This is a genomic window from Burkholderia sp. AU27893 (genome assembly GCF_002223205.1).
Taxonomy (GTDB): domain Bacteria; phylum Pseudomonadota; class Gammaproteobacteria; order Burkholderiales; family Burkholderiaceae; genus Burkholderia.
This window is the reverse complement of the sequence record NZ_NKFD01000004.1, coordinates 1,067,172-1,093,738: the sequence shown is the minus strand read 5'-3', so window position 1 is coordinate 1,093,738 and position 26,567 is coordinate 1,067,172. Positions and strand designations below refer to the sequence as shown.

General features: G+C 68.4%; 21 protein-coding genes. 15 read left to right on the top strand and 6 right to left on the bottom strand.

All coding sequences use genetic code 11. From position 1 onward, the window contains the following. Window positions 1-73: 73 nt before the first annotated feature. The 3 genes from CFB47_RS24850 to CFB47_RS24840 are packed head-to-tail and all read right to left on the bottom strand — an operon-like array spanning window position 74 to window position 4,904. Window positions 74-1,333 (bottom strand): cytochrome c, encoded by a 1,260-nt coding sequence (locus CFB47_RS24850; RefSeq protein WP_089462606.1) that lies wholly within the window; start codon window positions 1,331-1,333, stop codon window positions 74-76. Further along, a complete protein-coding gene (locus CFB47_RS24845) occupies window positions 1,330-2,031 on the bottom strand; it encodes a (2Fe-2S)-binding protein (protein ID WP_089458261.1) in 702 nt (233 codons plus the stop codon). Before CFB47_RS24845 ends, CFB47_RS24850 begins: the two co-directional genes overlap by 4 nt. Continuing rightward, window positions 2,028-4,904, bottom strand: a complete 2,877-nt coding sequence (locus CFB47_RS24840; RefSeq protein WP_089462605.1) for a xanthine dehydrogenase family protein molybdopterin-binding subunit — start codon at window positions 4,902-4,904, stop codon at window positions 2,028-2,030. Before CFB47_RS24840 ends, CFB47_RS24845 begins: the two co-directional genes overlap by 4 nt. A gap of 486 nt (window positions 4,905-5,390) precedes the next feature. Here CFB47_RS24840 and CFB47_RS24835 point away from each other — a divergent pair, with 486 nt between their 5' ends. The 11 genes from CFB47_RS24835 to CFB47_RS24785 all read left to right on the top strand — a co-directional run bounded on the left by CFB47_RS24835 (window position 5,391) and on the right by CFB47_RS24785 (window position 16,751). Beyond that, the gene (locus tag CFB47_RS24835) at window positions 5,391-6,941 is read left to right on the top strand and encodes a sensor domain-containing diguanylate cyclase (protein ID WP_089462604.1); all 1,551 of its coding nucleotides are present in this window, start codon (window positions 5,391-5,393) and stop codon (window positions 6,939-6,941) included. A gap of 251 nt (window positions 6,942-7,192) precedes the next feature. Further along, window positions 7,193-7,468, top strand: coding sequence for a hypothetical protein (locus tag CFB47_RS24830; RefSeq protein ID WP_089458264.1), 276 nt, complete (start codon window positions 7,193-7,195; stop codon window positions 7,466-7,468). Window positions 7,469-7,726: 258 nt separating this feature from the next. After that, a complete protein-coding gene (locus CFB47_RS24825) occupies window positions 7,727-8,770 on the top strand; it encodes a succinylglutamate desuccinylase/aspartoacylase family protein (RefSeq protein ID WP_089462603.1) in 1,044 nt (347 codons plus the stop codon). Window positions 8,771-8,873: 103 nt separating this feature from the next. Beyond that, window positions 8,874-9,116: a type II toxin-antitoxin system MqsR family toxin gene (locus tag CFB47_RS24820; protein ID WP_373453156.1), complete on the top strand. Its 243-nt coding sequence runs from the start codon at window positions 8,874-8,876 to the stop codon at window positions 9,114-9,116. 52 nt (window positions 9,117-9,168) lie between these two features. Then, complete coding sequence (locus tag CFB47_RS24815; RefSeq protein WP_089442431.1) at window positions 9,169-9,570, top strand: type II TA system antitoxin MqsA family protein; 402 nt, start codon at window positions 9,169-9,171, stop codon at window positions 9,568-9,570. A 319-nt stretch (window positions 9,571-9,889) separates the two neighbouring features. Further along, on the top strand, window positions 9,890-10,450 hold the full coding sequence (locus CFB47_RS24810) for a GNAT family N-acetyltransferase (protein WP_089442430.1): 561 nt from the start codon (window positions 9,890-9,892) through the stop codon (window positions 10,448-10,450). Between the two features lie 53 nt (window positions 10,451-10,503). Then, complete coding sequence (locus tag CFB47_RS24805; RefSeq protein ID WP_071332567.1) at window positions 10,504-11,451, top strand: ABC transporter substrate-binding protein; 948 nt, start codon at window positions 10,504-10,506, stop codon at window positions 11,449-11,451. Window positions 11,452-11,514: 63 nt separating this feature from the next. Further along, window positions 11,515-12,564 (top strand): LLM class flavin-dependent oxidoreductase, encoded by a 1,050-nt coding sequence (locus CFB47_RS24800; RefSeq protein ID WP_089462602.1) that lies wholly within the window; start codon window positions 11,515-11,517, stop codon window positions 12,562-12,564. A 7-nt stretch (window positions 12,565-12,571) separates the two neighbouring features. Beyond that, window positions 12,572-13,924, top strand: a complete 1,353-nt coding sequence (locus CFB47_RS24795) for an LLM class flavin-dependent oxidoreductase (RefSeq protein ID WP_089462601.1) — start codon at window positions 12,572-12,574, stop codon at window positions 13,922-13,924. A 66-nt stretch (window positions 13,925-13,990) separates the two neighbouring features. Beyond that, the gene (locus tag CFB47_RS42070; RefSeq protein WP_089462600.1) at window positions 13,991-15,781 is read left to right on the top strand and encodes an amino acid ABC transporter permease/ATP-binding protein; all 1,791 of its coding nucleotides are present in this window, start codon (window positions 13,991-13,993) and stop codon (window positions 15,779-15,781) included. Window positions 15,782-15,815: 34 nt separating this feature from the next. Further along, entirely contained in the window at window positions 15,816-16,751 is a 936-nt protein-coding gene (locus tag CFB47_RS24785; protein WP_089462599.1) for an ABC transporter substrate-binding protein, read from the top strand. Between the two features lie 96 nt (window positions 16,752-16,847). On the opposite strand, the gene CFB47_RS24780 is transcribed toward CFB47_RS24785, so the two are convergent. Together CFB47_RS24780 and CFB47_RS24775 are read right to left on the bottom strand one after the other, a co-directional pair. Then, window positions 16,848-17,942: an LLM class flavin-dependent oxidoreductase gene (locus tag CFB47_RS24780; RefSeq protein ID WP_089462598.1), complete on the bottom strand. Its 1,095-nt coding sequence runs from the start codon at window positions 17,940-17,942 to the stop codon at window positions 16,848-16,850. 53 nt (window positions 17,943-17,995) lie between these two features. Further along, the gene (locus CFB47_RS24775; RefSeq protein ID WP_179258978.1) at window positions 17,996-18,961 is read right to left on the bottom strand and encodes an ABC transporter substrate-binding protein; all 966 of its coding nucleotides are present in this window, start codon (window positions 18,959-18,961) and stop codon (window positions 17,996-17,998) included. A 301-nt stretch (window positions 18,962-19,262) separates the two neighbouring features. Here CFB47_RS24775 and CFB47_RS24770 point away from each other — a divergent pair, with 301 nt between their 5' ends. Further along, a complete protein-coding gene (locus CFB47_RS24770; RefSeq protein ID WP_089462597.1) occupies window positions 19,263-20,180 on the top strand; it encodes a serine aminopeptidase domain-containing protein in 918 nt (305 codons plus the stop codon). After that, window positions 20,177-20,608, top strand: a complete 432-nt coding sequence (locus CFB47_RS24765) for a MarR family winged helix-turn-helix transcriptional regulator (protein WP_059240503.1) — start codon at window positions 20,177-20,179, stop codon at window positions 20,606-20,608. Before CFB47_RS24770 ends, CFB47_RS24765 begins: the two co-directional genes overlap by 4 nt. Window positions 20,609-20,659: 51 nt before the next feature. On the opposite strand, the gene adhP is transcribed toward CFB47_RS24765, so the two are convergent. Beyond that, window positions 20,660-21,688 carry an alcohol dehydrogenase AdhP gene (adhP, locus tag CFB47_RS24760; protein ID WP_047849938.1) on the bottom strand — a complete coding sequence of 343 codons (1,029 nt, stop codon included), beginning with the start codon at window positions 21,686-21,688 and terminating at the stop codon, window positions 20,660-20,662. A gap of 579 nt (window positions 21,689-22,267) precedes the next feature. Here adhP and CFB47_RS24755 point away from each other — a divergent pair. Together CFB47_RS24755 and CFB47_RS24750 are read left to right on the top strand one after the other, a co-directional pair. After that, window positions 22,268-24,346: a TonB-dependent receptor gene (locus CFB47_RS24755; RefSeq protein ID WP_256946748.1), complete on the top strand. Its 2,079-nt coding sequence runs from the start codon at window positions 22,268-22,270 to the stop codon at window positions 24,344-24,346. A gap of 465 nt (window positions 24,347-24,811) precedes the next feature. Then, the gene (locus CFB47_RS24750; RefSeq protein WP_089462595.1) at window positions 24,812-26,431 is read left to right on the top strand and encodes a methyl-accepting chemotaxis protein; all 1,620 of its coding nucleotides are present in this window, start codon (window positions 24,812-24,814) and stop codon (window positions 26,429-26,431) included. The last annotated feature ends 136 nt before the right edge of the window (window positions 26,432-26,567 follow it).

The following is a 26,567-nucleotide window of genomic DNA, read 5'->3' as shown; positions in this document are numbered from 1 at the left end:
ATCGGACGACGCGTCGCCCACGAGCACCGGAAACCGGCTGACTCGCGCGCGACGCGCCGCCCTGCGGCACGACTTAACGCATGGCCTTCACGTCGGCCGGCGTGACGCTCGCGGGCTGGCCGCCCCACGTCGCACGCAGGTAGTTCGCGAGCTGCGCGAGTTCGTCGTCGCTCAGCGTGTGCGCGAAACCGGGCATCGGCTGCAGGTTCTCGAACCCGGCAAACTTCTGCTCGCCGATGCCGTCGAGCATCGCGACCAGCAGGTTGCGCGGGTCGCCCTGGCGCACCGTCGAATTGCCGTTCATCGGCACCGCCACGTGCGGCTTGCCTTCACCGTTGAAACCGTGACAGCCCGCGCAGACCGCGAGATACACCGAGCGGCCTGCCGCAAGCTGCGCGGCGTCGGCCGATACCGGCTTCACCGGTTGCGGCGCGGGCGGCGTATCGCCCAGCAGGTACACGGACAGCGCGCGCAGGTCGTCCTTCGTCATGGTCTGCGTGCTCAGGTGTACGACCGGGTACATTTCGCCGAACGCCGAGCCTTGCGGCGCGATGCCGACGCCGAAGAACGTCTGCAGGTCGGCGCCCGTCCAGCCGCGCGCGGCGAGGCCGGCCGGCGTGATGTCGGGCGCGGCCACGCGGCCGAGCGCGGCGCCGGCGAACGGCTTCGCGCTGTCGAGCTGGCCCGTGAACGCGCGCGGCGTATGGCATTCCGCGCAATGGCCGAGCGCACCCGCCAGATAGCGGCCGCGCTGCCAGTCGGCGGACTGGCCGGTCGACGCATCGGGCAGGCTGTCCTTCAGGAACACCATGTCCCAGAAGACCATCCCGAAACGCAGGTTGTACGGGAACTTCAGCGCGTGCTCGCGGTTTTCCAGTGCGACCGGCTTGACGGTCTTCAGGTACGCGTACATCGCGTCGGAATCGGCGCGCGTGAGCTGACGGTACGACGTGTACGGCATCGACGGATACAGGCGCTTGCCCGGCGCCTTGCCGTCATGCAGCGCGGCGTAGAAATCGTCCGCGCTCCAGCTGCCGATCCCGTGATCCTTGTCGGGCGTGATGTTCGAACCGTAGAACGTGCCGAACGGCGATTCGAGCGGCGCGCCGCCGGCGAACGGCGCGCCGTCCTTCGCGGTGTGGCACGCCGCGCAGTCGGCGGCCTTGACGAGGTAGCGGCCGCGCGCGATCGGATCGGCACCCGGTGCGCCGGAAGCCGCGTTCGAGGCCGGCGCGTCATGGCCGCCGCACGCGGCGAGCAGCAGCGCGCAGGCGGCCGCGAGCGCGGGCAAGCCCGCAGCCCGCGCGACACGATGAGCGAATGTGCGTTTCATGCGGCGTCCTTCACGAGTCCCGGCGTCGTCAGCACCACGTCCTTGACGGCTTCGTAGTAGCGGACATAGCCCGTGCAGCGGCAGAGGTGCGCATCGAGCGCCTCGGTGATCGTGCGCTCGACGTCGGCCTTCGCGACCGGCTCGCGCTTCAGGCGTTCGATCAGCACGGTCGCCGCGTTGACGAAGCCCGGCGTGCAGTAGCCGCACTGGAAGCTGAAGTGCTCGAGGAACTTCTGCTGGATCGGCGACAGCTCGACCACTTCGCCCGCTTCGTTGCGCTTCGCGTGGCCTTCGATCGTGCGGATCGAGCGGCCGTGGAAGAAGTGCGCGCCGGTGATGCAGGTGCGCATTTCCTCGCTCGTGCCGTCCGGCTTGTCGACGATCACGACGCACGCGTGGCAGATGCCCTGCCCGCAGCCGAGCCGCGAACCGGTGAGGCCCGCGTATTCGTGCAGGAACTCGATCATCATCAGCCCTTCCGGCACCTGCATCGGGCCGACGGACTTGCCGTTGATATTGATCGACAGCGGCTTCGACTGGAACCGGACGAGCGGACGCTCGACGGCGGCCGGGGCCGAAGCCGGCACGGCCGCGGCCTGTGCCGATGCCGGTGCGGCCGAAGCCGCGCTCGGCGCGGAAGCGCCGGTCGCAGCGGCGCTGGCGCTCGCGGCCGAAGCCGCGGTTTGGGCGGTCGTCATGCGAGCACCTCCTGAATCTTTTGCGGGGTCACCGGCAGGTCGGTGAAACGATGGCCGATCGCGTGCGCGATGCCGTTCACGATCGCGCCGACGACAGGAATCATCACCACTTCGGCGACGCCCTTCGGCGGATCGGTCTCGGACAGCGGCGGCAGCACGTCGCCCGTCTGCGTCCAGACGGCAACGTCGGATGCGCGCGGCAGCTGGTAACGGTTGAAGTTCCACGTGCCGTTGCCGGGGCCGTCTTCATAGAGCGGCAGGTACTCGTGCAACGCGTGGCCGATCCCCATCGCGAGACCGCCCTGCAACTGGCCCGACACGAGCTGCGGCGAAATCTGGTTGCCGCATTCCATGATCGAGTGATGCGTGAGCAGCTCGACCTTGCCGGTCGCTTCGTGCACGGCCAGCTCGACCAGCGTGCCGACTGCCGTGTAGTACGTGACGGCCGCGTTGTTGCGGCTCGTCGGCGGGATGAACACGCGCTTGCGGTCCAGCACGCGGTAGCCGTTCGCGGTCGGCGCCAGCGTGCCGCGCATCGTGGTCGCGCCGGCCGGTGCGGCGGTGCCGGGCACCGGGCCGTTGTCGCCCGTCTTCGGCGCGCCGACACGCAGCGACAGCCCGTCGATCGGCAGGCGCTCGACCGTGCCGCCCACTTCGAACTCGGCGTCGGTCCACTGCCAGCGGTTGAACACGTGCACGACGGCGCCGGTCGGCAGGCCGAGCGCATGGGCCTGCTTCGCGAGCTGCTCGAACGACAGCGGCTCGAGCCCGTCGGCGGTCAGCTTGCCGTCGACCCAGCGCGCGTCCTCGATGCGGATCGTGTACGGCGCGGCCTGGCCGCCGCCGAGGCCGCGCGTCCAGATCGACATTGCGGCCGGCCACAGGCCGTAGCGGAACACCGCGCGCGCGGCTTCGCGCGTGCTGTGCGTGAAGTAGTACGCGGAGTTCGTCGCGCTCGACGGCGACGCATAGCTCGGCGACCAGCGCGGGTTCGCGCTCAGGCGATCCTGGTCGGCCTGCGACATGAGGTACGGATCGCCGCTGGTCTCGACCGGCAGGTCCGGCCATTCGGTCACGGCCACGCGCACGTCCGTGGCCGGACGGCCCAGCCATTTCGCGACCGCGACGGCCTGCGACGTCGACATCCCGGTGCCGATCTCGGCCGCCGTGTGCTGCAGCGACACCTTGCCGTTCTCGTCGAATTCGACCTTCGCGAACGACGCTTCCGCGCCCGTGCCGAAATCCTTCTGCACGCACGCGAAGCCGACGCCGTAGCGCTTGCCCGGGTTCGCAGCCTCGTATTCGGCCTTGCGCGCGGCGCGGCGCGTCCATAGCGGATGCTGCCTCGAGCGCTCGAGCACCTCGTCCACGCGCAGCGCGCCGGCGGGAATCGCCCCTTGCGTGTTCTTCATCCCCGAGCGCAGCGCGTTGCGCAGGCGGAACTCGATCGGGTCGATGTTCAGCTGCGCGGCGATCTCGTCGACCGCCATCTCGGTCGCCGCCATGCTCTGCAGCGTGCCGTAGCCACGCGCGGAACCGGCATCGATCGCGCGCGACGCAATCGCGACCGCGGCCAGGTCGCTCTTCGGGAAGTAATAGATCGATTGGGCAGCCGTCGCCCCCACCATCGCCACCGACGGCGAGAAGTTCGAGCGCCCGCCGCCGTTCGCCTCGAAGTCGCCCTTGAACGACTGCAGCAGGCCCGTGTTGCGGTCCACCGCGATCCGGTAATGCATCTTGAACGCGTGACGCTTCAGCGACGTCTGGAACTGCTCGTAGCGGTCGTTCGCGAAACGCACCGGGCGGCCGTCCGCGTACAGCGCGCAGACGAGGCCGTAGAACGGCACGTTGAAGTGATCCTTGGAGCCGTAGCCGACCGTGTAGCACGGATGCACGAACAGCTTCTTTACCGGGAAGCGGCACTTCGCGACCATCGCGGCTGCGTTCTCCGCCACTTCGAGCGGCGACTGGGTCGGCACGACGAGGTGCAGCGACTGCGTCGCGGTGTCGTACCAGCAGTTCGCGTTGTCCGGTTCGAGCGCGGACGTGTCGACCGACTGCGTGTTGTACTCGCGGTCGAACACGAGCCAGTCGGCCGACGGATGGTCGAGTTCGCTGGCGATCTGCCCGGCGAGGAACATGCCCTGCTCGTCGAGCTTGCCGTGCTCCTTGCCGTCCGGCCACACCGGCAGGTGCTTGCGCATCATGCTCGGGAAGATCGGCGCGTCCTTCAGGCTCGAATAGACGTCGTCGTCGTAGGCCGTCTTGCCGCCCACGCGCACGTAGCGGAAGGTGCCCCACGGATCGCGCTCGAGCGGGCCCGTGACCGCGCCGTAGCGGATCACGTCGTCGCGGAACTTGAGCGCGTTCTTCGCGAAGCGGAAGCGCGCGAAGTCGTGATAGATGAGGATCGCGACCGCATGGCCGAGATACGCGGGCGTCTTGCCGGCCGGCAGCAGCATGTCGTCGCCGTAGAACGCCGGGAACGCGACGCCGTCGCGCACGAGATCGTCGGCCGTGACCACGCGGTCCGGCTTCAGGTCGTCGCCGAGCAGCGACAGGTCGAAGCCTTCGTAGATTCGGTCGGCCTGCGTGACGCGCAGGATCAGCGCATGCGACTGCTGCTGCGGCCAGTGCGGCATGTCGGCGGCGCGCACGTCACGGGCGAACACTTTCGAGCCGGTGACCTTCGCGATGCCGTCGATGCGGAATTGGGGGATGCCCGTGACGCTATCCCATTTGACGGGGGTGAGGAGTTTTTCTTCGAAGAGCGCCGCGAATGCGCGGCTGCCCAGGGGCGCGACATACACCGCGACACCCGCCAGCACGCTGGCTTTCAGAAAACCCCGCCGTGACAGGCCGTGGTTTTTCATTTGGGGGGAACCTCCTGATGCGGCTCGGACGGCGATCGGGTGTCGCGACGTTCGGAGCGGCGCGCATTCTGGCATTGTTTTAGATATATCGCCTATAGTATTTCCCGCATGAAATACTTATTGAATTTCTTATAACGGTATTCAGCCGGGCTGCGGCAGCCGGTCGCGGGGGTTGATCCGACCGCGTCGCGTGCCCGGCTACGGCAGTTTCGATCGTGTCGACCGAGCCCGGCAGGTGCGCGCGCTGTGTACGGTGACCGGTCTCCTGCCGGTCGCCGAGCCGCGTTCCGTTCGCCACGATGCTGCCCCCGGCGCCCACGAATGCGCAAGCCATTCGCGGGCGGGGTTAACGACTAATGGCCTGCGCAGCTAGCGGTGCCGCCCGTGTTTCATGGTAATGTCGTGCGCATCCGGCCTGGCCGGGCGCCCGCCATGTGCCGTGCGGGCGCCGCCAGCCATCGCGACATCGTGTCGAGGTTAAAAACCATGGCAGTCAGGGCATCTCTCCTGCACTCCGTTCTCGCCACTCCCCCCTCCGGCAACCACCGTGTGACGGCCGCGCTGCGCCCGTCGATGCTCGTTACGCTGTTCGAAGACGTCCGACCGATGGCGCTCTCCGGGCTCGCGAGCGGCTTCGTCGCGGCCGTCGCGCTGATCCGGCTGCAGCAGCTGTGGTGCCTCGCGTGGCTGATCGCCGACGTCGGCCTCCTCATCGCGCGGCTCTCGATCGCGCGCGCGTACACCGTTCAACGCAACGCCGGCGCCGACCGCGCCGAATACTGGGCGTTGCGCTATGCACCCGTGTCGCTCGTCGCGTGCTTCGTGCTCGGCCTCGGCGTGATGGGCTGCGTGCAGGCCGTCGACGTCGAGCTCGGCACGCTGTCGGTGATGGTCGCGGGCGGCGTGTTCGGCGGAATCGCGTCGCGCAATTCGGCGCTGCCGCGGCTCGCGATGATGCAGGTCACGCTCGGCGTGCTGCCGATCGGCGTCGGTGCGCTGCTGGCCCACCGGTCGGGCGCGTGGCTGCTGCTGCCGCCGCTCGCGATCTATCTCGCCGCGATGCGCACGGTCGTCCAGCGTCACTATCGCGTGCTCGTCGCGCTGATCGCCGCGCGCCAGCGCAACGCCGAACTCGTCGCGCGCTTCGACGCCGCGCTCACCTACATGCCGCACGGCCTGTGCATGATCGACGGCGAGCGCCGCGTGATCGTCGCGAACCGACGCACCGCGCAACTGTTCGGCTCGCCGCGCGAGATCATGCTCGATACGCCGTTGCCCGCCGTCGTCGCGGCGCTCGGCGCGAACGACGCGACCGATCCCGGCGGCGCCGGTCTCGCCGCGCAGTGCGAACTCTGGCTGGGCTGCGACGAACCCGCGCCGCTCGACGTCGTGCTCGCCGACGGACGCCAGCTCGAACTGACGCGCCACCGCGTGCCCGACGGCAACGCGGTGATCATCGTCGAGGATGTGACCGCGCGCCGCCGGACGGAGCAGCACATCCGGCATCTCGCGCGGCACGATGCGCTGACGGGCTTGCCGAACCGTCATGAACTGCATGCCGAGCTCAAGCGGATGCTCGCGCGCCGGCCGCGCGCGCCAGGGCCCGTGCTCGCCGTCATGTATCTCGACCTCGACGGCTTCAAGGCGATCAACGACCGGTTCGGCCACCAGGCCGGCGACGACGTGCTCACGCAGGTCGCCGTGCGGCTCGGCAAGACGCTGTCGTCCGGCGAACTGGCGGCCCGCATCGGCGGCGACGAATTCGTCGTCGCGATCGACGACACGACGATGCACACGTGCTCGCTCCTCGCCGCGCGCATCATCCGGCAGATCTCGGCGCCGTACACGCTGTCGATCGGCGAGACGGTGAGCCTCGGGATCAGCATCGGCATCGCGCTCGACGACGGGCACGGCTCCCCCGACGAGCTGATCCGGCAGGCCGACAGCGCGCTGTACGAAGCGAAGTCCGCCGGCAAGGGCATCTACCGCTTCTATTCGAGCGGCAGCAGCCGGGTCACGCCGGTGACCGCGAGTTGACCCGGCGGCACACACCCGCCTTCCCCCGCCTCCGTCTCCGTCTCCTTCCGACGATTCAATTCCGAAACGCTTTGCGTGGCCGCACGTGACGTCGCGCGTTCGCGTGTCACGTGACGTGTTCCGTAACATCGCCGCCCGCCACCCGTCACGTTGGCTGCAGAAGCCGGCACGATCGAGGCAAAGCCAGGCTTTTCGAACCTGGCACTCTTATTGCTCCCTGTCAGGGAAACAGGTTGTCAGGGAGACCCAACATGAATACCGTCGAAGTCCTCAGCCGCAGCGAAACCGTCGACGCACTGGACGTGATCGACGGCGAATCGCTGATCCGCCGGCTCGTGTCCGAACGCCGCATGCCGGCCGCACGCGAGGCCCGATGCGTCGACAATCCGCCGCTGACGCTGTACGGCGCATTTCGCCAGGGCATCGCCGATCACGGCGCACGCCGCGGGAATCCGTATCGCGCCGGCAGCCGTTTCTGGGCGCTGTGGGAAGAAGGCCGTCTCGAAGCCGAAACATCGGGCCGGTAAGGCGGCCGCACGCGCCGGCCCTGTCGCGGCAAGGGGCGGCGCGAAACATCCCGCCGAATGCAGCCGGCCGACCGGCCGGCATGCGTTCATCGCTGCAACATCGCACGGGGTCTCGCGTATCGGCTGCCGTGCAACTGGCCGTACCCAAGATCCATGCGTGTGCCGATTGATGGCGTTCGGCGTTGCGCGCATCGGGCACGGCGCGCGGCAGTCGTTTCCCGATAAGATGGCGAATTCCGTTCATCGAACGATGCCGCCATGACCGCCTCTTCTTCCTCGCACCGCAATCCCATCCACTGCGAAATCGATCTCGACGCACCCGGCAAGCACGCGGGCTACCTGCGGCTGCCGCATTCCGTCCACCGCTCGGCGTACGGCTGGCTGCCGATCCCGATCGTGTCGATCCGCAACGGCGACGGCCCGGTCGCGCTCGTGATGGCCGGCAATCACGGCGATGAGTACGAAGGCCAGATCATCGTGTCGCAACTGATGCGCGAGATCGAGCCCGAGATGGTCAGCGGCCAGCTGATCCTGCTGCCGATGGCGAATTTCCCGGCGGCGGATGCCGGCCTGCGCGTGTCGCCGCTCGACGGAGGCAACCTGAACCGCAGCTTTCCCGGCGATCCGACCGGCACGCCGACGCAGATGATCGCCCACTACATCGAGCACGCGCTGCTGTCGCGCGCGCAGTATCTGGTCGACCTGCACTCGGGCGGCAGCTCGCTGCTGTACCAGGGCGGCAACATGCTCGCGATCGATCCGCTCGACGCCGACGAAGCCGCGAAGCTCAACGGGCTGCTGGTCGCGTTCGGGCTGCACAATGCGTTGCTGCACGCGCCGAATCCCGTGCATTCGGCGTCGGCCGCGCGCCGCCAGGGCGCGATCTCGATCGTGACCGAACTGGGTGGCGCGGGCATGGCCGATCCGTCGCTGATCCGCATGGGCCGCCACGGGCTGCTGCACTACCTCGGCCATATCGGGCTGCTGCACGGCGCGCTCGTGCCCGATGCGCCGCCCACCGTCACGCGCTTCATGCGGGTCGACGGCGAGCGCCACTTCGTCTACGCGTACGAGCGCGGGCTGGTCGAGCCGCTCGTCGAACTCGGCGACCAGGTGAAGGCCGGGCAGCCGGCCGCGTGGGTGCATTTCCCCGATACGCCGCTGCGCGAGCCGGTGCTGCACCGCTTCAAGGGTGACGGCGAAGTGGTGTGCAAGCGCGTGCCCGCGCAGGTGCAGCGCGGCGATTGCCTGTTCCAGCTGGCGGAGTTGTCGGCGCCGCCGAGCATCGGCCAGACGGCCTAAATCCGGACCTCTCTCCTTTCCTTGCTGTCTGCCAGTCATGGCGGACGGCATGCGTTCGTCATTAACCAACTTGACAAATTAACTTACTTGGTTATGATCGCAGATGGAAAAGAGAACGCCTCATTGCAAGCTGCTGCGCGTGAAAGCGCTCGTCGAAACCGGCCAGGTCCGGCTAACGGCGAGCGCGGTACTCGGCGCCCGGCTATTGGGTTTCACGGAACGGGAGGCGCTCGGTGTCGTGCTGTCGCTGACCGATCTCGACTTCCACAAGAGCATGACGACGTACGCCGACCACACGATCCGGCAGGACACCGATCTTTCACGGTGCGCGGCGACGTGTACCTGAAACTGACGGTGATCGACGATGTGCTGATCGTGTCTTTCAAGGAGCGTTGAACATGAAGTGCCCTGCCTGCGGTGCCGCCAAGCTGGTCCGCGACACGCGAGACATCCCCTATACCTACAAGGGCCGGTCGACTGTCGTTCGCGATATCACCGGCGATTTCTGCCCGGCCTGCGGGGAGTCGGTGCTGGATCTCGACGAGGCCACCCGTCTCGGCGAAGCGATCACCGAATTCAACAAGCAGGTGAACGCCACCCTCGTCGACCCGAAGTACATCGCGAAGGTGCGCAAGAAGCTGAAGCTGGATCAGCGCGAGGCGGCCGAACTCTTCGGCGGCGGCGTCAACGCCTTCTCCCGTTACGAAACGGGCAAGACGAATCCGCCGCTTGCCCTCGTGAAATTGCTGAAGCTGCTGGATCGTCACCCCGATCTGCTCGCCGAAGTGCGAGCGGCATAAGCGCTCGCCTGTCGTCACCGCGCATGCGTCAAGCACCGGCTTCGACGCATGCGCACTCCCCCCGCCACACCCCACCCCATTCCCGCTGCAAGCCTTCTGACGTCCGTCGCGAAATCCTTATCGAAATTGCTTCGTTCGCCTTTGCCGGCCGCGCCGCTAACGTGTTCAAAACGGCGGCGGCCCGCCATCCGCATCCCGGCAGGATACGCACCGGCCGCCGCCATCACGACAACCGCGCCGCGATAACGGAACAGACCGGACGGGCCGCGTGCCCGCACCCCGCCAGGAACGTCCGCATCGCGCGCCCTTCGCGATGCCCATGGCCACAACCGACCGCATCATCGACACGACGCCGCTCGACGTCCGCGCGCAACCGCTGATCGACGCGTTGATCGACGAGTATTCGACCCGTTACCACGCGTATCGGCCCGACAGCCAAGCGTCCGCCCGCGAAGAACTCGCACGCTACCCGGCCGAAGTGTTCGCGCCGCCCGAAGGCGCGTTCGTGCTGCTGCTGCGCGACGGCGAAACGATCGGCGGCGGCGCGTTCAAGCGCTACGACGCGCAGACCGCCGAGCTCAAACGGATCTGGACCCGCTCGGACCTGCGCCGCCAGGGCCTCGCCCGCGTCATCGTCGAGGCGCTCGAACTGCGTGCCGCGCAGCAAGGCTATCGCCGCATCTACCTGACCACCGGTTTCCGCCAGCCCGAAGCATGGGCGCTGTACGACCGCACCGGCTACACGCGGCTGTTCGATTCGTCGATCGACCCCGAAGCGTATTTCCACCTGCGGTTCGGCAAGGATCTCGCCGATCCGTCGCGCACGTCGACGCTGGCCGACCTGTGGGCGCCCGTGCCCGAACCGGTGCTGTCGCGCTGACCGCGACGGTCCCGCTTCCCTCCGATTTCCGCTTGCCACTTCAGGACGCTTTCATGCAACGAGCCGTACCGCTTTCCTCCCGTGCCGCGCGCACGCTGGCCGCCGCGCTGATCGGCCTGACCGCATTCGCCGCAGCCGCAGCCGCCGCCACGTTCGACCTGAGCCCCGAGCAGCGCGGCCGCCCGCGCGGCGTGGCCGATGCAGCCGTCGAGCGCGCGGTGCCCGCGTCGTTCAAGTTCGCCGAACCCGGCACGCTGACGATCGGCGTTGCGCCGAGCCTGCCGCCGATCAGCTCGTATGCGACCGACGCGCGCACGGTGATCGGCTTCGACGCCGACGTCGGCCAGCTCGTGTCCGACAGCCTCGGCCGCAAGCTGAAGATCGTCGCGCTCGCGTGGGCCGACTGGCCGCTCGCGCTCGAATCCGGGAAAGTCGACGCGGTGATCTCCAACGTCACCGTCACCGAGGAGCGCAAGCAGAAGTTCGATTTCTCGACCTATCGCAAGGACCAGGTCGGCTTCTACGTGCGCAACGACAGCAAGATCCAGGCGATCCGCGAGCCGAAGGACGTCGCGGGGCTGCGCATCGTGACCGACGCCGGCACCAACCAGGAAAAAATCCTGCTCGCGTGGGATCGCGAGAACGTCGCGCACGGGCTGAAACCCGTGCAGATCCAGTATTACGACGACCAGGCGATGCGCATCGTCGCCGTGCAGTCGGGCCGCGCCGATGCGGTGTTCAGCGTGAACTCGGTGCTCGCGTACCAGAGCGCGCAGCAAGGCAAGACGCGCCTCGTCGGCGCGATCAGCGGCGGTTGGCCGCGTACCGCCGACATCGCGATCGCGACACGTCGCGGCAGCGGGCTCGCCGATCCGCTCACCGTCGCGCTGAACGGGCTGATCAAGAACGGCCGCTACCAGCAGGTGCTCGACCGCTGGAACCTCGCATCGGAAGCGATCGACCAGTCGCGCACGAATCCGCCGGGGCTGCCGAAGAGCTGAACGCCGCGCACGCTCGCCGTCCCTTCACGCCCACGCCACGCTCACGCAGGAACGCCGCTCACCATGTCTTATTCGCTTTCGTTGCTGGACAAGAGTCCGATCGCCGACGGCGCGAACGCCGCCGACGCGCTGCGCTTCACCACGACGCTCGCGCAACGCGCCGAACAGCTCGGCTACGAGCGCTTCTGGGTGGCCGAACATCACGGCACGCCGGCCTTCGCGAGCTCGGCGCCGGAGATCGTCGTCGCGCACCTGCTCGCGCACACGTCGCGCATCCGCGTCGGTTCGGGCGGCGTGATGCTGCAGCACTACAGCCCGTTCAAGGTCGCCGAAACCTTCAAGGTGCTGGCCGCGCTCGCGCCGGGCCGCGTCGATCTCGGCATCGGCAAGGCGCCCGGCGGGTTGCCGCTGACCACGCGCGCGCTGCAGTGGTTTCACGACAAGGCGCGCAAGCCGGACTTCGCGGGCCAGCTCGCGGAGCTCGACGCGTTTCTCGGCTGGGGCGTCGCCGAGGATCATGCGCTCGCCGGTGCCGTCGCGCTGCCCGTGCCGCCGCAGGCGCCCGAACGCATCCTGCTCGGCGGCTCGCCGGACAGCGGCGCGCTCGCCGCGCGCAACGGCTGGCGCTTCTGCTACGCGGGGCATTTCAACGGCGACGACGCGAACCTCGAACGCTCGCTGGACGCGTACCGCAGCGCGGGCGGCACCCGGCCGCTGGTCGCGCTGTACGCGGTGGCCGCGCCGACGCGCGACGCGGCCGAGCAGCTGATCGGGCCGCTGAAGATCTTCAAGCTGCAGTTCGCGGGCGGCCAGAGCTTCAATCTCGCCAGTGCGCAGGCGGCCGCCGAATTCGCGCGGCAGAGCGGCGCGTCCGACTACCGGATCGACGAGTTGCGCCCGACGGTGCTGGCCGATACGCCCGAGCGCATCCACCGCGCGCTCGATGCACTGAGCCGGCGGCTCGACGTCGATGCGTTCGTGATCGATTCGCCGGTGACCGACTACGCGGCGCGGCTCGCATCGGTCGAATGGCTCGGCGGCGCGCTGTCGGCCACGCCGGTGCAGACGGCCCTCGCGGCCGACCGCTCCCTCTCCCCTGACCAGAACATGTGACGCTCCCATGACGACCCGACGATCGATTCCCTTCGGCCTGATGCTGCAAGGCGCAGGCAGCCACATGAATGCATGGCGGCACCCGAGCAACCCGCCGGACGCGAGCATCAACCTCGATTTCGCGATCGGCATCGCGCGCAAGGCGGAAGCCGCCGGCATCGCGTTCGCGTTCGTCGCGGACGGCCTCTACATCAACGAGAAGTCGATCCCGCACTTCCTGAACCGCTTCGAGCCGCTGACCGTGCTGTCGGCGCTCGCGGTCGCGACGAACAAGATCGGGCTCGCGGGCACGATCTCGACGTCGTACAGCGAGCCGTTCACGGTCGCGCGCCAGCTCGCGTCGCTCGATGCGATCAGCGGCGGGCGCGCGGGCTGGAACGTCGTGACGACACCGCTCGAAGGCACCGCGAAGAATTTCGGCAAGGCGCATCCCGATCATGAACTGCGCTACGAGATCGCCGACGAATACCTCGACGTCGTGCAGGGCTTGTGGGACAGCTGGGACGACGACGCCTTCGTGCGCGACCGCGCGACCGGCCGCTTCTTCGACCGCGACAAGCTCCACACGCTCGACCACCACGGCCGCTTCTTCCAGGTCGCGGGGCCGCTCAACATCCAGCGCTCGCCGCAGGGGCAGCCGGTGATCTTCCAGGCCGGTTCGTCGGACACCGGCGTCGCGCTCGCGGGCAAGTATGCGGATGCGGTGTTCACGCATTCGCCGTCGCTCGACGAAACGGCCGCGTTCACGCGGCGCGTGAAGCAGAGCGCGATCGAGCACGGCCGGCAAGGCAGCGACGTGAAGATCTTCCCCGGCATCGGGCCGATCGTCGGCCGCACGGCGGCCGAGGCCGAGGACAAATACCAGGCGATCCGCAACCTGCTGACGATCGACGAGGCCCTCGCGTATCTCGGCCGCTATTTCGATCACCACGATTTCACGCAGTACGCGCTCGATGCGCCGTTCCCGGAACTCGGCGAGCTCGGCCGCAACAGCTTCCGATCAACCACCGACCGGATCAAGGCCGAAGCGAAACAGAAAGGCCTGTCGCTGCGCGAGACGGCGCTCGCGGTCGCCACGCCGCGCCCGAACTTCATCGGCACGGCCGAGCACGTCGCCGACGAGCTGATCCGCTGGCACGACGCCGGCGCCGGCGACGGTTTCATCCTCGGCTTCGCGGTGCAGGCGCAGGGCGTCGAGGATTTCATCGAGCTCGTGATTCCGGTGCTCGAGGCGCGCGGGCGCTACAGCCGCGACCTGCCCGGTGCGACGCTGCGCGACCACCTCGGGCTGCCGCGCAAGGCCAGCCGCTACGCGGCGCCTGGCGCGCCGCACGAAACGGCCGCCGAAGCGCACGCCTGACACCCGCCGCCGCGCCGCCCGTGCGCGGCGCCCGCCCGACCGACCGATTCGAGGATTTCCACCGACATGAGCGACACGACCCACCTCGGCGGCGCGCTGCCGCCGCTCTCTCCCCCTGGCGCGCGCGACGCCGGCACGCGTTTCCGGATCGTGCCCGCGCGCCACCGGTCGCGCACGGCCGGCACCGTGCTCGCCATCGCGCTGATCGCGATCGTCCTGCACTCGATTCTCGGCAACCCGCAATGGGGCTGGCCGGTGTTCGCCGAATGGTTCCTGTCGCCGCCGGTGCTGTCGGGGCTCGCGCGCACGCTGGTGCTGACGCTGCTCGGCGCGGTGTTCGGCCTCGTGCTCGGCGCGTTCGTCGCGCTGGCCCGGCTGTCGCGTTCGCGGCTGCTGTCGGCGAGCGCGTGGGCCTTCGTGTGGCTGTTCCGCTCGATTCCGCTGATCGTGCTGCTGCTGATCCTGAACAACCTCGGCTACCTGTACGAGCACGTGCGGCTCGGCGTGCCCTTCACGGACATCGTCTGGTTCGACACGCCGACGACCGACCTGATCAGCCCGTTCCTCGCGGCCGTGCTCGGCCTCACGCTGAACCACGCGGCGTTTTCCGCGGAGGTGATTCGCGGCGGTATTCTCGCGGTCGACCAGGGCCAGCTCGAAGCAGCCGCCGCACTCGGGCTGCCGCGCGGCCGCCAGACCACGCGAATCGTGCTGCCGCAGGCGATGCGCGCGATCCTGCCCACCGCGTTCAACGACCTGATCTCGCTCGCAAAAGGCACGTCGATGGTGTACGTGCTCGCGATGCCCGAGCTGTTCTATACGGTGCAGGTGATCTATCGCCGCAATCTCGAAGTGATTCCGCTGCTGATGGTCGCCACCGTCTGGTACCTGATCATCCTGACCGTGCTGTCGGCCATCCAGGTGCAGGTCGAGCGGCACTATGCGCGCGGGGCGCTGCGCAATCCGCCGCCGTCCGTCATCACGTTCGCGCTTGCGCGTATCGGCGGGCTGTGGCGGCGTGTCACGTCCCGTCGCGCGGCCTCGGTCGCGCAGGCTCACGGCGATGGCGACGCGGCGACCGCCGTCGCACCGCGCGCCGGCGGCGAAGTGGCCGTGCATGGCGTGTCGAAGCAGTTCGGCATGCAGCGCGTGCTCGACAACGTGTCGTTCGTCGCGCCGCGCGGCAGCGTGACCGCGATCGTCGGGCCGTCGGGCTCGGGCAAGTCGACGCTGCTGCGCACGATCAACCATCTCGAACGCGTCGACGACGGCTACATCGACATCGACGGCGAACTGATCGGCTATCGCCGCGACGGCGACGTGCTCTACGAGCTGAAGGAGCGCGACGTGCTGACGCGGCGCACGGCCGTCGGGATGGTGTTCCAGAACTTCAACCTGTTCCCGCACCTGACCGTGCTCGAGAACCTCGTCGAAGCGCCGGTCGTCGTCGGCGGCATCACGCGCGACGCCGCCGAACGCATCGCCCGCACGCTGCTCGCGCGCGTCGGCCTCGCGGACAAGGCCGATGCGTATCCGCGCCAGTTGTCCGGCGGCCAGCAGCAGCGCGTCGCGATCGCGCGGGCGCTCGCACTGCGCCCGAAGGTGCTGCTGTTCGACGAGCCGACGTCGGCGCTCGATCCCGAGCTCGTCAACGAGGTGCTCGACGTGATCAAGGAACTCGCGCGCTCGGGCACGACGCTCGTGATCGTCACGCACGAGATCGGCTTCGCGCGCGAAGTCGCGGACAACGTGCTGTTCATGGAGCGCGGACGCATCGTCGAAGCCGGGCCGCCGGCCGTCGTGCTCGACGCGCCATCGCATCCGCGCACGCGTGCGTTCCTGTCGCGGGTGCTGTGATGCGCACGGCTACCAACCTGCGAGAGGCCGCACGATGACCGACCGACGCCAGTTCATGACCGCCGCGCTGATCGCGGCAGCGGGCAGCCTTCCATGGCATGCGGTGCACGCAGCCACCGCGACCGCCGACCTCGATCCGCGCCAGGCCGGCCGCCCGCGCGCGCAACCCGACGACGCGGCGATCCGTGCGGCAGCCGGCTACCGCTGGGTACGCGACGGTGCGTTCACGGTCGCGATTTCACCGCACGCGCCGCCCGTATCGACCTACGCGACCGACGCGCGCACCGTGGTCGGCGCCGATCCCGACTATGCGCAGCTCGTCGCCGACGCACTCGGCCGCACGCTCGTGCTGCTGCCGATCGCGTGGGCCGACTGGCCGCTCGGGCTCACGTCCGGCAAGTACGACGCGGTGATCTCGAACGTCGGCGTGACCGAGAAGCGCAAGGAGAAATACGATTTCACGACCTACCGGCTCGGGCTGCACGGCTTCTACGTGCGCACCGGCAGCCCGATCGCGAAGCTCGCCGAGCCGCGGGATATCGCCGGCCTGCGCATCATCACCGGCGCGGGGACGAGCCAGGAGCGCATCCTGCTCGAGTGGAACAAGCGCAACGTGGCGCAGGGGCTGAAGCCGGCCGAGCTGCTCTATTTCGACGACGATGCGGCGGCGCGCGTCGCGCTGCTGTCGGGTCGCGCCGATGCGGAGCTGAACCCGAACGCGTCGCTCGCGTACGAGGCCGCGCGCACGGGCAAGATCCGCCGCGTCGGCGTCGTCAATGCGGGCTGGCCGGCCAACGCCGACGTGGCGATCGCGACGCGACGCGGCAGCGGGCTCGCGCCCGCGCTGACGCTCGCGACGAACGCGCTGATCGGCAACGGCCGTTACGGGCAGGCGCTCGCGCGCTGGGGTTTGCAGAGTGAAGCGATTGCACGTGCGGAGACCAATCCGCCGGGGTTGCCGTCGTTTTGACAACGTCGATCGGGCGATGCCCGACCTGACATCGCCCCGGCATTGCACGATGGCCATGCCGGGGCGCGTCGAAGCAACATCGTGGGCTGCAGGAGCCTACGCCGTCACCGCCGCGTGATGCCGGTCGAGTTCCGCGACGTGCGCATGAATCGCCGGAATCAGCTCGCGCCCGTAATCGAGCGCATCGTCCAGCGGATCGAACCCGCGAATCAGGAACGTCGACACGCCCAGCCGGTAATACGCACCGAGCGCCCGCGCGACCTGTTCCGGCGTGCCGACCAGCGCGGTCGAATTCCAGCGCGCGCCGGTCAGGTTCGCGACGCCCATCCACAGCCGCTCGTCGAGCACGTCGCCCTGCGCGGCCGCCGCCATCAGCCGTTGCGAACCCGCATTCTGCGGCGCATGGCCGGCGATCGGCTGGCCGTTCGCGAGCCGCGCCGCGCGCACGCGCTCGCGGATCGCCTCGGCCTTTTCCCACGCCGCCGCCTCGGTATCGGCGACGATCGGCCGGAACGACACGCTGATGCGCGGCGCCCGCCCGAACGGCGCGGCGGCTTCACGCACGCGCGCGATCTGCTCGCGCACCGATGCGAGCGGCTCACCCCACGTCATGTAGACGTCGGCATGCTCGCCCGCGACCGCCAGCGCGGCCGGCGACGAGCCGCCGAAATAGATCGGCACGTGCGGCCGCTGGGCGCTCTTGACGACCGGCGACGCGCCGCGCAGCCGATAGAACGCACCGTCATGGTCGACCGGCGCGTCGGCCTGCCAGATCCGTTTCAGCACGTCGAGATATTCGCCGGTACGGCGGTAGCGCGCATCGTGCGGCACGAAATCGCCGTCGCGCTGCAGGTCGGCATCGTCGCCGCCCGACACGACGTTCAGCGCCAGCCGGCCGCCGCTGAATACGTCGAGCGTCGCGATCTGCCGCGCGGCGGCCGACGGCACGATCACGCCCGGCCGGTGCGCGAGCAGGAGGCGGATGCGTGCGGTCGCGGCGGCCGCGAACGACGCGACGATGAAGCCGTCCGCCGCGTTGCTGAAATGGCCGACCAGGATCTGGTCGAAGCCGGCGGCCTCGTGCGCCTGCGCGAAGCGGCGCACGTAGTCGGGCTGGACGGCCGCGCCGCCCGGTACGTCGACCTCCGCGCCGGGTGTCGCGGTGATCATGCCGATGATGTCGACTGGCATGTCGGAATGTCCTTGGGGTACTTGATCGAAAATCGCGACGGAGGCGGCGCGCGTTACTGCGCGGCAGCCGTCTTCTGCGCGGGCGCCGTGAACGCGCCCGCATAGGAGCGGTCGAGCAGCTTCGACGTGTCGTACGCGACCGGAATCACGCCGGCCTTGTGCAGGAAATCGGCCGTGTTCTGCGCGTCCTTCGCGGCCGTCTCGTCGACTGGGCCGACGCGCTGCTTCGCATTGTTGAGCCAGCGGTACGCGACGTCGGGTTCGAGCTTCGCGCGCTTCGCCCACAGGTCCGCATACTCGCGCGGATGGTTGTCGACCCACTGGCGCGCGGCAACGACGCGCCGCAGGAAATCGGTGATCTCGGCGCGCTTGCCGGAGACGGCCTGCTCGTTCGCGGCGACGAAGCTCAGCGCCGGCATCAGCCCCTGCGCGGTCGTCACGGGCCGCGCGCCTTGCCGCAGCGCAAGCGTGCTGACGAACGGCTCCCACAGCGACACGGCGTCGACCGAGCCATTCGCGAGCGCGTTGGTCGCATCGATCGGCATCAGGTACGCGTACTTGACCGAATCGGCGCGCAAGCCCGCGTGTTCGAGCGCGCGCAGCACGAGCTGCTGGCTCCACGCGCCGCGCCAGACGGCGATGGTCTTGCCCTGCAGGTCGGCCACGGTGCGCACCGGCGAATCCTTCGGCACGAGAATCGCGACGCCGTCGAGGCTCTGCCGCGACACCGCGACGACCTTCACCGGCGCGCCGCGCGCGGCCAGCGTGAGCAGCGCGGAATCGCCGAGAAAGCCGACGTCGATCGCATTGCCGTTCAGCGATTCGGCGACGGGCGCCGCGGCCTGGAAATGCTTCCACTCGATCGTGTAAGGCAGGTCCTTCAGCACGCCGGACGCCTCCATCGACGCCTGGATGTTGAAGTAGTTCTGTTCACCGACGCGCAGCGTGACGGTGTCCTTGGCCATGCCGGGCTGCGCGGCAAGCGCCAGCAAGAGTGCCGTGACGATTCGACTCAACAACGTGATCTCCCGGAGGGTTGGCGGGCGGCCGCGCGCGGGCGGCGCCCGGTGGTCCGCCGTGCACGGTGGCCGGCGGAACGGATGGAACCGCTGAAGATACGTCGATCTTCATCATGAAACAAACGCAATATTCTTCTATGGAAAGATGCAAATGTTTTATGACATGGCAGACGTCGCCGGATGCCGCCGGCCGCGCACGCGGGAACCCGGTTCGAGTGAATCCTCGACAGATATTTCGTGCGCGAAATAAATCACGGACTATATTTCGCATACGAAATAACTACCCGTCACGAGGACAGCCATGACCTCCGAGCCCATCGAGTTTTCCGCCGCCGACGGCTACGCGCTGCACGGCACGCTGTGGTCGCCGGACGCGCCGCCGCGCGCGCTGGTGCTGATCCATCCGGCAACGGCCGTGCCGGAGCGGCTGTATGCGGGCTTCGCGCGCTTCCTGACCGAACGCGGCTTTGCGGCGCTCACCTACAACTATCGCGGCATCGGCGCGTCTCGCCCCGCGCGCCTGGGTGCGTTGCAGGCCCGCATGCGCGACTGGATGGAACTCGACGTGGGCGCCGCGACCGCGTGGGCGCGGCAGGCGTATGAAGGCTTGCCGCTGCTGGCGGTCGGGCATAGCGTCGGCGGGCACGCGATCGGGCTGTCCGCCGCGACGCCGCACCTGCGCGCGGCCGTGCTGGTCGCCGCGCATGCGGGCAGCACGCGGCTGATCACGCAGGCGGCCGAACGCCTGAAGGTGCGGCTGATCCTGCGCGTGCTCGGCCCGCTGATGTCGGCGCTGCTCGGCTACGTGCCCGGCAAGCGGCTCGGGCTCGGCGAGGACATGCCGGCCGGCGTGTTCCGCGAATGGAGCCGCTGGACCACGCTGCCGCACTATTTCTTCGACGATCCGACGCTCGGCGCGGCCGAGCGTTACGCGAAACAGCAGTTGCCGATCCTCGCGCTCGGCTTCGACGACGACCCGTGGGCGAACCCGCCTGCGATCGGGCTGCTGGTAAGCTATCTGACCCGCGCGACGGTCGAACGCCGCCAGATCGATCCGCACGCGGCGGGCAGCGGCCCGGTCGGGCACATGGGCTTCTTCCGCAGCCGCCCCGGCACCGTGCTGTGGCCCGACGTGGCCGACTGGCTCGCGCAGGCGCTCGACACGACGCGAACCGCGGGCCGCCCCTCCCTTTCCATTGCAGCCGGGAACCCAGCTTGAGCGAAGACCGACGACTGTTTTTCATGTTGAACATCGGCCAGCGGCGCGTGCAGCGCTGGATCGACCGCAAGGCGGAGACCGAGACGCGTGCGAGCGCCGCGCAGGCCGGCGCATTGTTCTGTCTCGCGAAACAGGATGGCGCGCTGATCGGTGAAGTCGGCGCCGCGCTGCAGCTTGCGCCGTCCGCGATGACGGGGCTCGCCGACCGGATGGCGAAAGCCGGCCTCATTACGCGTCACGCCGATTCGGACGACGGCCGCGCGACGCGCCTGTACCTCACCGATGAAGGCCACGCCGCGCTCAAGCGCGCGCGCGTGCTGCTGCGCGAACTCAACGGCAAGCTGTGCGACGGGTTTTCCGACGACGAACTCGATGTCGTCGCGCGCTGGCTGCATGCATTGCAGGAGCGGTTTCCGGCAGAGCGTTGAGCAGCGTGGTGCCGTCGCTCCATTGACGGCACGTGCGCGGCGCGCATCACGTCAATGCATGTCCGTCAGCACGATGCGTCCATCGACCTTGCCTTCGCGCAGCTTTGCGAACACGTCGTTGATGTTGCCGAGCCGGTCGCGATGGATATGCGCGCGCACCAGGCCGTCGGCCGCGAAGTCGAGCGATTCCTGCAGGTCGCGCCGCGTACCGACGATCGACCCGCGCACGGTGATGCCGTTCAGCACGGTCGAGAAGATCGGCAACGGGAAATCGCCGGGCGGCAAGCCGTTGAGTGCCACCGTGCCGCCGCGCCGCACCATCCCGAGCGCCTGCGCGAATGCACTGCGCGACACGGCCGTGACGAGCACGCCATGCGCACCGCCGATCTCCTTCTGGATCACCTTGGCCGGATCGTCGATCGACGCGTCGATCGTCAGTTCCGCGCCGAGCTGCCGCGCCAGCGCGAGCTTGTCGGGTGAAATGTCGATGGCCGCGACGTGCAGGCCCATCGCCCGCGCATACTGCACGGCCACGTGGCCGAGGCCGCCGATGCCGGAGATCGCGAGCCACTGGCCCGGGCGCGTATCGGTGACGCGAATGCCCTTGTAGACGGTGACACCCGCGCACAGGATCGGCGCGATCTCGTCGAACGCAACCTGCGCGGGCAAATGACCGACGTAGTCGGGATCGGCCAGCACGTATTCCGCGTAGCTGCCGTTCACCGAATAACCGGTGTTCTGCTGGCCGTGGCACAGCGTTTCCCAGCCCGTGTGGCAGTACTCGCAATGGCCGCAGGCCGTGTAGAGCCACGGCACGCCCACGCGATCCCCCTCGCGCACGTGCGTGACGCCCGCACCGACCGCCGCGACGATGCCCACGCCTTCATGCCCCGGAATGAACGGCAACGTCGGCTTGACCGGCCAGTCGCCATCGGCCGCGTGCAGGTCGGTATGGCACACACCCGACGCCTTGATGTTGACGAGGATCTGGCCGGGCCCCGGCGTCGGCACGGGCACTTCCTCGATGCGCAGCGGTTCGCCGAATGCGTGCACGACGGCCGCTTTCATGGTTTGGGTCATGGGTCGCTCCTGCCTGGTCAATGAGCGATCCAGTATCCGGTTTCGGAATCGAACGACGTTGATACGCATCAACACGCGGGCAATGCACGGCGATGGCCACCGCTACAAGACGTCGCACCGTCGCGCGACGCAGCATCGCGCTGGCTCCCGACCCAGGAGCGGAGGGCCGCGCCCGCTGCATCGATCAGCGCAGGGCTGCTTCCGGCGGGCCGCTTCGACGGACACCAAACGCAGGCAACACGCACCTGGCCCGCGTATCGGCAACGCGTCGGCGTGCGCATCGCGTCGTCGGGTTCAGGCGGGCGTTCCGAACACCGCGCAGACGATTTCCACTCCCGCCGCCATTTCACCCATCCGACAGAAACCCGACAGGATCCCGCCATCCGGCTTGGATTTTGACATGATATAACATATCATTTCGCGTGCTCGTCCGCCTGACGCCGTTCCACTGTGGGTGGCCGAGCCTCGCCGAGCCATGTTCCAACGGGTCACTGCGCGCCACTGACGCAACAATATATCGTATCCAGCCGTGACCTGCATCGCTCGTTATCCGATCCGATTCCAACCGATTCACCGACCATGCGCGACCTCCCTCGTCTACCGCTTCGCCCGCTCTCGTCCCTTTCGCTGATGCTGTTCGCCGCCGTCGCGCACGCGCAGACCGAACCGCCCGCCGTGTCCGGCACGCCGCCGACCACCACGCTCGCCCCGATCTTCGTGACCGCGAACCCGCTCGGCGACAACGAACTGATCGCGCCGACCGCCCAGCTTTCCGGCGATGCGCTGACGCGCCGCCAGGCCGATTCGCTCGGCGAAACGCTGAACGGGCTGCCCGGCGTGTCGACCACCACCTACGGGCCGATGGTCGGCCGCCCGATCATCCGCGGGATGGATGGCGACCGGATCCGGCTGCTGCAGAACGGCGTCGCGGCGTACGACGCGTCGTCGCTGTCGTACGACCATGCGGTGCCGCAGGACCCGCTGTCGATCGAACGCGTCGAGATCGTGCGCGGCCCGGCCGCGCTGCTGTACGGCGGCAATGCGGTGGGCGGCGTCGTCAACACGATCGACAACCGGATTCCGCGCGAAGCGATCGAGGGCGTGACGGGCGCGCTCGACGCGCGCTACGGCGGCGCGAACTCGGTGCGCGCGGGCGCCGCGCAGGTCGAAGGCGGCAACGGCCGCTTCGCGTTCCACGTCGATGCGTTCGACCGCGAGACGAGCAAGCTGCGGATTCCCGGCTACGCGCGCAGCAGCGCGCAACGCGCGATCGACGGCCCCGATGCGCCGCAGCCGTACGGCAACGTGCCGAACAGCGACGGCCGCGTGCACGGCGGCGCGGTGGGCGCGTCGTACACGTGGGCGGACGGTTTCGCGGGCCTGTCCTACAGCGGCTACGAATCGAACTACGGCTCCGTCGCGGAAAGCGACGTGCGGCTGCGGATGCGCCAGGAGCGCCTCGCGCTCGCGTCCGAGGTGCGCAACCTGAGCGGGCCGTTCACGAAGCTGAAATTCGACTTCGCGTACACCGACTACCGTCACAAGGAAGTCAACAACGGCGAAACCGCGACCACCTTCCGCAATCGCGGCTACGAGGCCCGCATCGAGGCAACGCATCGCAAGATCGGCCCGTTCGAAGGCGCGATCGGCGTGCAGTTCGGCCAGAACACGTTCTCCGCGCTCGGCGACGAATTGCTCGTGCCGTCCACGCGCACCAACAGCGTCGCGCTGTTCGGCCTCGAGGAATGGCAGGTCGTCCCCGCGCTGAAGCTGAGCCTCGGCGGCCGCTTCGAACACGTGAAGGTCGATCCCGATCCGGCCGGCGTCGAGAAATTCGCGGGGGCGCAGCCGCGCGAATTCAACGCGGGCAGCCTGTCGGCCGGCGCACTGTTCTCGCTGACGCCCGTCTGGTCGGTGGCGGCCAACGTCGCGTACACCGAACGCGCGCCGACCTTCTACGAGCTGTATTCGAACGGCCCGCACGATGCGACCGGGCAGTTCCTGATCGGCAACCCGAACGCGTCGAAGGAAAAGGCGGTGTCGACCGACCTGTCGCTGCGCTACGCGAGCGGCCCGAATCGCGGCAGCGTCGGCCTGTTCTACAACCGCTTCTCGAACTACCTGACCGAGTACAACACCGGCCGCGTCGTGGACGGCGACGACGAGCCCGTCGCGCCCGGCACCGACGGCGCGCTGAACGAAGCGATCTATCGCGGCGTGCGCGCCGAGTTCTACGGCATCGAGCTGGACGGCAAGTGGCGCGCGTTCGCGCGGCGCGGCCACACGGTCGATCTGGAACTGACGGCCGACTACACGCATGCGCGCAACGTCGACACGGGCCAGCCGCTGCCGCGCATCGCGCCGCTGCGCGCGACGCTCGCGGCCGACTACGGTTACGGCCCGTTCGGTGCGCGGGCGCAGGTCACGCATGCGTGGTCGCAGCATCGCGTGCCCGACAACGATTTCTCGACGGACGGCTACACGTCGCTCGGCGTGATGCTGACGTACAAGTTCCGCGTCGGCCCGACGCACTGGCTCGCGTACCTCCGCGGCGACAACCTGACGAACCAGGAAATCCGCTATTCGACCTCGGTCGTGCGCGGCTTCGCGCCGCAAGGCGGCCGCAGCGTGATGGCCGGGCTGCGCACCACGTTCTGACCGTTTCATGGTCCGCGGCGCCCGCCGCGGGCCTCGCTCCGGCGCCCCTTGCGCCGCGAGTTTCCGTTGATCCGCGATAACCGCCAATCGTGCGGCATTCGCCAGCGACGCTCACCGGTTCCCTCCCCAATTAAATCGAAACCCAATCCCGGTATTCATCCATAAATCGAAACCGATTCATCAGACAATTATTAGCAAAACGAGTGCTTTTGTTTCACCCACGAAAACCGGTTTCAAATTCCACGTATAAACCTTTTAATCACGGGCACTCCGCCGATTTTTGATCAAAATCAGGAGAGCCCTACTGGCAACGATTCCAGCGCGAAAAAAACTAATATCAGGGTTTTCGAAGGGTAAAGAATCATCCCGGATACCCGTTAATGCCGACACGAGCCCGTATCTGGTCGAACAATAAATTCAATTCGTCAACCACACGCACAGAGGCACACTGTGAAAATCGCCAGAATGAGCATCAAAACAAAACTCCTTGGCGGCTTCGGCCTGCTCGCCGCGGTCGTCGTGATCGTGTCGGGCATGGCACTCAAGGCGCTATCCGATACGAACGCCGAATTTTCCCGCTACATGAACGGCATCAATGCGCGGGCGAGCGTTTCCGCGCAAATCCGCACCGCGGTCGACCGGCGCGCGATCGCCGCGCGCAACCTCGTGCTCACGACCAAACCGTCAGACCTCGAGCTTGAACTGGCCGAGGTGAACCAGGCGCACAAGGACGTGCAGGATCGCCTCGCGAAGCTCAAGGACCTGATGGCGAACGCCACGGACACCTCCGATCGCGCGCGCGAACTGGTCGCCGACATCGTGCGCATCGAAGCCAGCTACGGGCCCGTCGCCCTGCGCATCGTCGGGCTCGCGCAGGCCGGCAAGAAGGACGAGGCGATCGCCGACATCGACGACAACTGCCGGCCGTTGCTCGCGCAACTGGTGCGCGCAACCGATGCATACGCAACCTATACGCATGAACGCGAGCTCGCGATCGCGCAGCAGTTCGCGGATCGCTATGCGATGGAACGCAACCTGCTGGCCGGCATCTGCCTGATCGCGGTCGTGGTCGCGGCATCCGGCGGCCTGTGGCTGACGCGCAAGATCACGGTGCCGATCGGCTCGGCCGTGGACGTCGCGCGCACGGTCGCGAACGGCGACCTCGGCAGCCGCATCGACGTGAGCGGCAACGACGAGACGCGCGATCTGCTCGACGCGCTGCGAACGATGAACGAGCGGCTGATCGGCATCGTCGGCCGCGTGCGCGATTCGTCGAACAGCATCGCGCATGCGGTGAGCGAGATCGCATCGGGCAACCTCGACCTGAGCCAGCGCACCGAGGAACAGGCCGCGTCGCTGCAGGAAACCGCCGCGACGATGGAAGAATTCACGTCGACGGTGCGCCTGAACGCGGAGAACGCGCAACAGGCCAGTTCGCTCGCCGCGAACGCATCGGACGTCGCGCAGCGCGGCAGCGCGGTGGTCGGCCGCGTGGTCGACACGATGACGGAGATCGGCCAAAGCTCGTCGAAGATCGCGGACATCACGGGCATCATCGAAGGCATCGCGTTCCAGACCAACATCCTGGCGCTGAACGCGGCCGTCGAAGCCGCGCGTGCGGGCGAACAGGGGCGCGGCTTCGCGGTGGTCGCAAGCGAGGTGCGCAGCCTCGCGCAACGTTCGTCGACGGCGGCAAAGGAGATCAAGGAACTGATCTCCGCGTCGGTGCAGACGATCCGCGACGGTTCCGAACTCGCGGGCGAAGCCGGCAAGACGATGTCGGACGTCACGCAGGCCGTCGCGCGCGTGACGGACATCATGGGCGAGATCGCGGCCGCGTCGGCCGAGCAGAGCCGCGGCATCGACCAGGTGAACCTGACGATCACGCAGATGGACGAGACGACCCAGCAGAACGCGGCGCTCGTCGAGCAGGCCGCGGCCGCATCGAAGTCGCTCGAGGCGCAAGGCCGTGAGCTGTCCGAAACGGTGGCCGCGTTCCGGATGCCGTCCGGCACGCACGGGGCGTCGCCGGGCGCGTACGCGCAAGCGCCCGCCGCGCATCACTGGCAACCGGCCACGGCGTAACCGCGGAACTGCGGAACTGCGGAACTGCGGAACTGCGGAACTGCATAATCGATACCGCACCGGGACGACGATGCGCCCGCTGTTCCGCCGATCCGCCTGCGTCACGCTTGCGCGCACTGCGCGATGCGCGGCCGCA

What these genes read in the sequence shown, in the direction of transcription:
- CFB47_RS24815 (WP_089442431.1), top strand. Translation starts at nt 9,169, where the DNA reads ATGAAGTGCCCTGCCTGCGGTGCCGCCAAGCTGGTCCGCGACACGCGA.
- CFB47_RS24805 (WP_071332567.1), top strand. Translation starts at nt 10,504, where the DNA reads ATGCAACGAGCCGTACCGCTTTCCTCCCGTGCCGCGCGCACGCTGGCC.
- CFB47_RS24770 (WP_089462597.1), top strand. Translation starts at nt 19,263, where the DNA reads ATGACCTCCGAGCCCATCGAGTTTTCCGCCGCCGACGGCTACGCGCTG.
- CFB47_RS24750 (WP_089462595.1), top strand. Translation starts at nt 24,812, where the DNA reads ATGAGCATCAAAACAAAACTCCTTGGCGGCTTCGGCCTGCTCGCCGCG.
- CFB47_RS24795 (WP_089462601.1), top strand. Translation starts at nt 12,572, where the DNA reads ATGACGACCCGACGATCGATTCCCTTCGGCCTGATGCTGCAAGGCGCA.
- CFB47_RS24830 (WP_089458264.1), top strand. Translation starts at nt 7,193, where the DNA reads ATGAATACCGTCGAAGTCCTCAGCCGCAGCGAAACCGTCGACGCACTG.
- CFB47_RS24780 (WP_089462598.1), bottom strand. Translation starts at nt 17,942, where the DNA reads ATGCCAGTCGACATCATCGGCATGATCACCGCGACACCCGGCGCGGAG.
- CFB47_RS24755 (WP_256946748.1), top strand. Translation starts at nt 22,268, where the DNA reads ATGCGCGACCTCCCTCGTCTACCGCTTCGCCCGCTCTCGTCCCTTTCG.
- adhP (WP_047849938.1), bottom strand. Translation starts at nt 21,688, where the DNA reads ATGACCCAAACCATGAAAGCGGCCGTCGTGCACGCATTCGGCGAACCG.
- CFB47_RS24800 (WP_089462602.1), top strand. Translation starts at nt 11,515, where the DNA reads ATGTCTTATTCGCTTTCGTTGCTGGACAAGAGTCCGATCGCCGACGGC.
- CFB47_RS24845 (WP_089458261.1), bottom strand. Translation starts at nt 2,031, where the DNA reads ATGACGACCGCCCAAACCGCGGCTTCGGCCGCGAGCGCCAGCGCCGCT.
- CFB47_RS24820 (WP_373453156.1), top strand. Translation starts at nt 8,874, where the DNA reads ATGGAAAAGAGAACGCCTCATTGCAAGCTGCTGCGCGTGAAAGCGCTC.
- CFB47_RS24825 (WP_089462603.1), top strand. Translation starts at nt 7,727, where the DNA reads ATGACCGCCTCTTCTTCCTCGCACCGCAATCCCATCCACTGCGAAATC.
- CFB47_RS42070 (WP_089462600.1), top strand. Translation starts at nt 13,991, where the DNA reads ATGAGCGACACGACCCACCTCGGCGGCGCGCTGCCGCCGCTCTCTCCC.
- CFB47_RS24835 (WP_089462604.1), top strand. Translation starts at nt 5,391, where the DNA reads ATGGCAGTCAGGGCATCTCTCCTGCACTCCGTTCTCGCCACTCCCCCC.
- CFB47_RS24810 (WP_089442430.1), top strand. Translation starts at nt 9,890, where the DNA reads ATGGCCACAACCGACCGCATCATCGACACGACGCCGCTCGACGTCCGC.
- CFB47_RS24850 (WP_089462606.1), bottom strand. Translation starts at nt 1,333, where the DNA reads ATGAAACGCACATTCGCTCATCGTGTCGCGCGGGCTGCGGGCTTGCCC.
- CFB47_RS24785 (WP_089462599.1), top strand. Translation starts at nt 15,816, where the DNA reads ATGACCGACCGACGCCAGTTCATGACCGCCGCGCTGATCGCGGCAGCG.
- CFB47_RS24840 (WP_089462605.1), bottom strand. Translation starts at nt 4,904, where the DNA reads ATGAAAAACCACGGCCTGTCACGGCGGGGTTTTCTGAAAGCCAGCGTG.